Genomic DNA, 5,451 nt, shown 5'->3' with positions numbered 1-5,451 from the left:
TTTTAATCCTCTAAATACTATTTTTATTTTTGTCGAAATAGGGCTTATTGGATTAACTACTTTCTCTTTATATAAAACTATTGAACTAATAAAAAAGTCGTTTTTTCAATAAAACAATTAAAATAATGTTTATGTTATTTTTTAATAAAAAAACAACAATAGCAAGGATTTTGAATACGTGCCTGTGCTCGCTCGCGCGTCTCGCTTGTGAACGCAATCAAAATAAAATCATATCTATTTGATAATTTAGTTAATCCCCCCACTCGTGAACGCATAGCAGTCACGAGCGGGGGCATTAACAGATTTCGGAATTACGCATATAACTAGTACCATATGGTCTTTACTTATTTGCTTTCAAAAAGCAATTATGAAATAAAATAAACAATTTGATATGAAAAAAATAATTATAATTATTGCATTTTATGCGACAAGTATAAATCTATATTCTCAAGAGGTCAGCTGTAATGATTTATTAAATTTCATAGTCTCTAAAGGTTATCTAAAAGGAACAATTAGTAATTATGTTTTGGATTCAAGCTGGCTTTATAAAGTAACAGCATACGAATATCAATATAAAACTTATGTTGTAGCAGAAATTAAAAAAAATGAATATAGCTATCAAACGAATACTTATATTTTTTGTGGAATACCAAATATGAATTGGGGAAATTTTCAATATGGAAGTTATGGAGATTCAAATTCTTATGGTGAAAGATTTCATAAATATATAATTGATTATAAATGCAATTGCTACTAGTTTCTGCGTTGATTTGAGCGTCTAGCTCGTGAGCGCATTTTAAGTGATTAACAAAAATAGCTACGATTTTATTTTGATTGCGTTCACAAACGAGATGCTCGCGCCGCCCTGTGTCTTCACTTTGTGGAGTTTCTAGTGTGATCCTTCGTTCCTCAGGATGACAAACTGAGGGTGATTATCTTAGCCAATGAAATTTTTTATTTTCAAATGACAAACTGGGTGATTCTCTAAGCTAATGCAATTCTAAACCGTTAAACTAACTAAACAGATCTAAAAGCAAAACGAACAATGAAAGAATGAAACTTATCATTTTGAGTAAATTATTTTAGTAAAATTATCATGCAAAAATACCTTCAAAAAAAGTAAATACAGCTACGTATTTATACCTGTTTTGCAAAGCAGAAATTGTTATTCTAAGCGGATGCAGGTATATCCGAGGCAATTTACATAATCAATAATATTGTCACATTGCAGTTCTACACCTTCTACACGCAGGATTTTATCACAATCTTCTAAATCAAAGTTGACCACATAAGTGGGAAACGCTCTTTTTATTACGGCAATAATATAATTGGTTTCTGTTGTTTTCTGCACATTCGTTTTAAAAATCTCGACAATCATAATTCTCTGTTTTAAATTGTAAAAACCTAAATTCTGTTTTTGATAAACGACATCAAAAGTAAATCAGACATCTTTATTATAATAGTATTTTTATTCCAATGGCGTATGATTTATACGAATGGCGTTTGTATAAATTCCTTTCTTCAAATAGCTATAAACTATAATATTAGATTATTTTTGCCGCTATGACAATTGCCAAAATTTATCAGAATTTTTTTCTACGAAACCTCATCGTAAACACGCTTGTTTACCTGGTCATTCTGGCTTGTGTGTACGACGAAATAAGCCTCGACGGGCACGACTGGGCCTATATAGCCAGCAAAGTTGCGGTTGGTTATTTTCCTTGCATTATCTGGATTACCTTTTTTAATATTTTTATCATTAAGCCTTTTCTGTTTCGCAAAAAACTGAAAATGTTTTTTACGTTACTTATAATCTACTGGACTGGTTTTTATTATTTTATGAACTGGTTTTTTCCAAATGTGGGTTTAGGAAACTTAAAGACCCTGCAAATTGTATCGCTTATCATCAACGGAACGTTTTTCTATTTCATTCATATCATGATTACGAAAAAGATTATGCAGGCCAACAAGGATATCATGAATTTTAAGTCGGAACTTTCGTTTTTGAAACAACAGCTGAATCCGCATTTTTTATTAAATGCCATGAATAACCTTTATGGAGAATCGTTATCTGAACCGGATAAACTGCCGGACAGAATCCTGAATCTTTCTGATTTGCTTCGTTATCAGATTGAAGCCACCAAAAAAGATTTTGTTTTTGTAAACGAAGAAATCAATTTCATCAAGAAATATATAGACTATTATACATTCAGGAACGAAAGGCTGGTTTTTACCCAAAACTGTCAGGGTTCATTTGAGAATTTTGAGATTCCGCCTTTGTTTTTTTTGCCATTGGTAGAAAATGCCGTTAAATTCTCTGCCGAAAAACCGGAACCTTTTATTCATCTGGATTTAAAATTAAATTGCCGAAATTTGACTTTTACCCTAAAGAACAATTATCTCGTTTCGGGTTCGAGGCTTTCGGGTACGGGAATCGGAATTGAGAACCTCAAAAGGCGTCTGGAAGTTTATGGTTTAAAACACGATTTGAGCTGTAAAAAAGAAAAAGATACTTTTATCGTAAAATTGAGTATATGGAATTTACCTACCGTTGTCTGATAGTTGATGATGAATCGCCGGCACATAAGGCGCTGGCATCGCATATCGCAAAATTTGACGATCTGGAACATTCCGGAAGTGCATTTAGCGGAATGGAAGCGCTTAAAATGCTGAATGAAAACAAATACGATATTATTTTTCTTGACATTAATATGCCGGTAATTTCGGGTGTCGAGTTAATGGAACTGCAGCCCAACCGCCCGCTTACAATTGTTACCACGGCTTATTCTGATTTTGCACTTTCGGCTTATCAGAACGATGCTATCGATTATTTATTGAAACCAATTTCGTTTGAAAAATTCTCTAAAGCGATTGAAAAAGCTAAAATCTATTTCTCCGGAAACAACGTCAAAAAAGAAAACACTTCTAACGGAAAAGTACTTTCGCACCGCGTAAACGGCCAAATGACGGATATTCTTTTGAGTGATATTATCTATATCGAAAGTCTGGGCAACTATATGAAACTCTACAGTTCCAGACACAATCTCCCTATGATTATTTATGGTTCGCTGGCAAGCATTTCTGCAGAAATTGACTGTACCGATTTTCTACAGGTACATCGTTCTTATATTGTAAATGTGAGTAAAATTACCTCTGTCACTTTTAAAAGTTTAACGATGTGCAATAATGAAATTATTCCGGTTGGACGGAAATATCAGATTTTATTGGATAGTTTTTTTAAATAGTAAGTTAATTAGATAATTTGGAAATTAGAAAATGAGATAATTTCGGAAATTATTTTTTCCGCCAGTACGAGCGTCTCAATCGTAAAAGTAAAGTTATTAATACACAGAAAACAAAAAAGCTCCGCTAATTGCGGAGCTTTTATTTTATAAATTCAAAAGTCTAAATTGCTTTTACCATTGTTACATTGTCACAAGCTTTTTCAATTTGTTTATCTGTAAATGGAGATAATGTTTTTACTAAATATCTACTGGTTCTAAGGCAGCTTAGCATTTTTTGCCTTAAATAGAGATCATTGCCATACTCTGTATCGAGCAGTAACTCGAAGATTTCCTGCAAGTAAATAGGATGTTCTTTAAACTCTCCTTCAAACCATACGTTTGAAACGAAATTGGCCACGGATGGCATTACATCGCGATGTGATGTTTTTTGATTTTCTCTTGTCATGTTCTGAAAATAATAAAACGCACGAAACCCTCATCTTCGGTTGTGACAAAACATTCCTTAAGGAATGAGATTAGGGCTATCACTAGCTCCAGCAACGTGAACGAGGGCTTCGCTTATATAAACTTTAAAAAGTCTCAGGATATAATCCTTAAAAAATGTTTTGTCAGTTCAAACTTACAAAATATAAATTAATGAGATTTAAAAAGTGTTTATTTTTTTAAACTAATATTTATTAGAACACAAAATTACTAATAATTAGCTCTTTAGAGTCTATATTATTTCTTTTTAAACAAAATACTAAGTGAGTCAGTAGACCACAAAGCCAGAAAAATCAAAACAGGCTGAAAAAGTAATCGAATCAAACGAGCCTGATCCGTGTCAAGTCCGAAGGCGGGAGTTCCGTTTACGTATTGTGCGATATTTCCGGGGAAAACTAAAACGTAAAATATGGCGAGTGCAATTCCAACTTTAGCTTTGTACTTTGTTAGAAATACCATTGCCAGTCCTAATACTATTTCTACAATTCCCGAAAGTATTACAACCAAATCTTTATCAAGAGGAACCCAATTCGGAACCTGCGCCTGAAAATCATCCCGCTGAAAAGTAAAATGACCTATTGCTGCCATAATCATAAATAATCCGAGAAGTATTCTAACGAAATTTTGAAATTTTGATGTGTTATTGTGTTCCATATATTTTTTTGTTTAACCTTTTAAAATTATTCTTACTCAAACTTATTCAAATTTAAAGTATGTAACTGAAATATCTTTTCCAAAGTTGACATGGAGCTATTATTTAATTTCCATGTTATATTTCAAGAACTAGAGTAAATGAATGGCTGTTTTGTTTAATATATTCGGCAAAACCCTCAACCAAAAATAGTTATGGATGTTTTGTAATAAAATACCGTATAAATACTTGGTATCGTTTTTTGAAATTTTAGTAATCTTGTTCAACAAATGTTAAAGAAAAAATTAAAAAAAAAATGCATATATTAATTTAATCTTAGGACTTATGGAAATAGAAAATTACTTTATTGGAAAAGAGAAGAAAGAAATCTTTATAACTGTTACAGTTTCTACACATGGTGTTGCTGTAACTGAGGTGAAATTGATTATTAATGGCAGTATATTTAATAAAGGTGCTTCAACAAATGGTGCCGGATTAATTAGTAAAACCAGTTTGGGATTTGCGTCACAATTAGACGGAGGTACTATAAAAATTGAAACGGATATAGTTCTAACTAAAATTCCTAAATCTGCCTGGGCAAGTTGTTTTGAAAACTTACAGATCCATTACTATTTAGAAGGCGGAGAATCAGATCAAAAAAATCCGTTTGAGTTACTTCCTGCTGAAAAAAAGAAAAGCAGCAGTGGAGAAACCATAATTGCAACCAAAAGAATTAATTTATTAAATAGATAAGAAATCATATTCAACAGATAAATAATAATTTATATGAAAAATCTTCTCATAATAATAGCAGCGCTATGGAGTACATTTTCTCTTAAAGCGCAGAATGTTGAACTTAAAGATTTAAAAAACCTTAATTCCCCCGGCTTTCAAATCCTTGATATAGCTCCAAGTACTATAGACAGACCCGCTAATCCAAAAGCATTTGCTGCCAGCATTATGAGTCTGACTAATAACGGCACAGCTATTCCTAAAAACTTTGCAATGGAAGTAACCCCTTATTGGTATTTTAAGCCCAAAAATGCTACTGTATTTCAATATTTGAATATAAGAGATGAAGCCGGAAAATCT

The 5,451-nt window shown here is 32.3% G+C and carries 8 protein-coding genes; 5 read left to right on the top strand and 3 right to left on the bottom strand.

Features of this window, described 5'->3' with window-relative positions:
• Positions 1–391: 391 nt before the first annotated feature.
• Complete coding sequence (locus DCO46_RS22120; protein WP_116754635.1) at positions 392–757, top strand: hypothetical protein; 366 nt, start codon at positions 392–394, stop codon at positions 755–757.
• A 408-nt stretch (positions 758–1,165) separates the two neighbouring features.
• Here DCO46_RS22120 and DCO46_RS22115 read toward each other — a convergent pair whose 3' ends face one another.
• The gene (locus tag DCO46_RS22115; RefSeq protein WP_116754634.1) at positions 1,166–1,378 is read right to left on the bottom strand and encodes a hypothetical protein; all 213 of its coding nucleotides are present in this window, start codon (positions 1,376–1,378) and stop codon (positions 1,166–1,168) included.
• A gap of 185 nt (positions 1,379–1,563) precedes the next feature.
• Here DCO46_RS22115 and DCO46_RS22110 point away from each other — a divergent pair, with 185 nt between their 5' ends.
• Together DCO46_RS22110 and DCO46_RS22105 are read left to right on the top strand one after the other, a co-directional pair.
• The gene (locus DCO46_RS22110; RefSeq protein WP_116754633.1) at positions 1,564–2,559 is read left to right on the top strand and encodes a sensor histidine kinase; all 996 of its coding nucleotides are present in this window, start codon (positions 1,564–1,566) and stop codon (positions 2,557–2,559) included.
• A complete protein-coding gene (locus tag DCO46_RS22105; protein ID WP_116754632.1) occupies positions 2,535–3,245 on the top strand; it encodes a LytR/AlgR family response regulator transcription factor in 711 nt (236 codons plus the stop codon). Before DCO46_RS22110 ends, DCO46_RS22105 begins: the two co-directional genes overlap by 25 nt.
• A 160-nt stretch (positions 3,246–3,405) precedes the next feature.
• On the opposite strand, the gene DCO46_RS22100 is transcribed toward DCO46_RS22105, so the two are convergent.
• On the bottom strand, positions 3,406–3,690 hold the full coding sequence (locus DCO46_RS22100; protein ID WP_116754631.1) for a hypothetical protein: 285 nt from the start codon (positions 3,688–3,690) through the stop codon (positions 3,406–3,408).
• Between the two features lie 275 nt (positions 3,691–3,965).
• Entirely contained in the window at positions 3,966–4,382 is a 417-nt protein-coding gene (locus tag DCO46_RS22095; protein WP_116754630.1) for a DoxX family membrane protein, read from the bottom strand.
• 322 nt (positions 4,383–4,704) lie between these two features.
• Here DCO46_RS22095 and DCO46_RS22090 point away from each other — a divergent pair, with 322 nt between their 5' ends.
• Positions 4,705–5,112 carry a hypothetical protein gene (locus tag DCO46_RS22090; RefSeq protein WP_116754629.1) on the top strand — a complete coding sequence of 136 codons (408 nt, stop codon included), beginning with the start codon at positions 4,705–4,707 and terminating at the stop codon, positions 5,110–5,112.
• A gap of 33 nt (positions 5,113–5,145) precedes the next feature.
• Positions 5,146–5,451 (top strand): hypothetical protein (locus DCO46_RS22085; RefSeq protein WP_410503672.1); only part of this gene is annotated, 306 nt, incomplete at its 3' end.

This window comes from Flavobacterium sp. HTF (genome assembly GCF_003105115.1).
Lineage (GTDB): Bacteria > Bacteroidota > Bacteroidia > Flavobacteriales > Flavobacteriaceae > Flavobacterium.
The sequence above is the reverse complement of the archived record's forward strand: the minus strand, read 5'-3'. Positions and strand labels throughout refer to the sequence as shown.

Bases quoted from the DNA above. Each gene is read 5' to 3' on its own strand.
- DCO46_RS22120 (WP_116754635.1), top strand. From the start codon at position 392: ATGAAAAAAATAATTATAATTATTGCATTTTATGCGACAAGTATAAAT.
- DCO46_RS22115 (WP_116754634.1), bottom strand. From the start codon at position 1,378: ATGATTGTCGAGATTTTTAAAACGAATGTGCAGAAAACAACAGAAACC.
- DCO46_RS22110 (WP_116754633.1), top strand. From the start codon at position 1,564: ATGACAATTGCCAAAATTTATCAGAATTTTTTTCTACGAAACCTCATC.
- DCO46_RS22105 (WP_116754632.1), top strand. From the start codon at position 2,535: ATGGAATTTACCTACCGTTGTCTGATAGTTGATGATGAATCGCCGGCA.
- DCO46_RS22100 (WP_116754631.1), bottom strand. From the start codon at position 3,690: ATGACAAGAGAAAATCAAAAAACATCACATCGCGATGTAATGCCATCC.
- DCO46_RS22095 (WP_116754630.1), bottom strand. From the start codon at position 4,382: ATGGAACACAATAACACATCAAAATTTCAAAATTTCGTTAGAATACTT.
- DCO46_RS22090 (WP_116754629.1), top strand. From the start codon at position 4,705: ATGGAAATAGAAAATTACTTTATTGGAAAAGAGAAGAAAGAAATCTTT.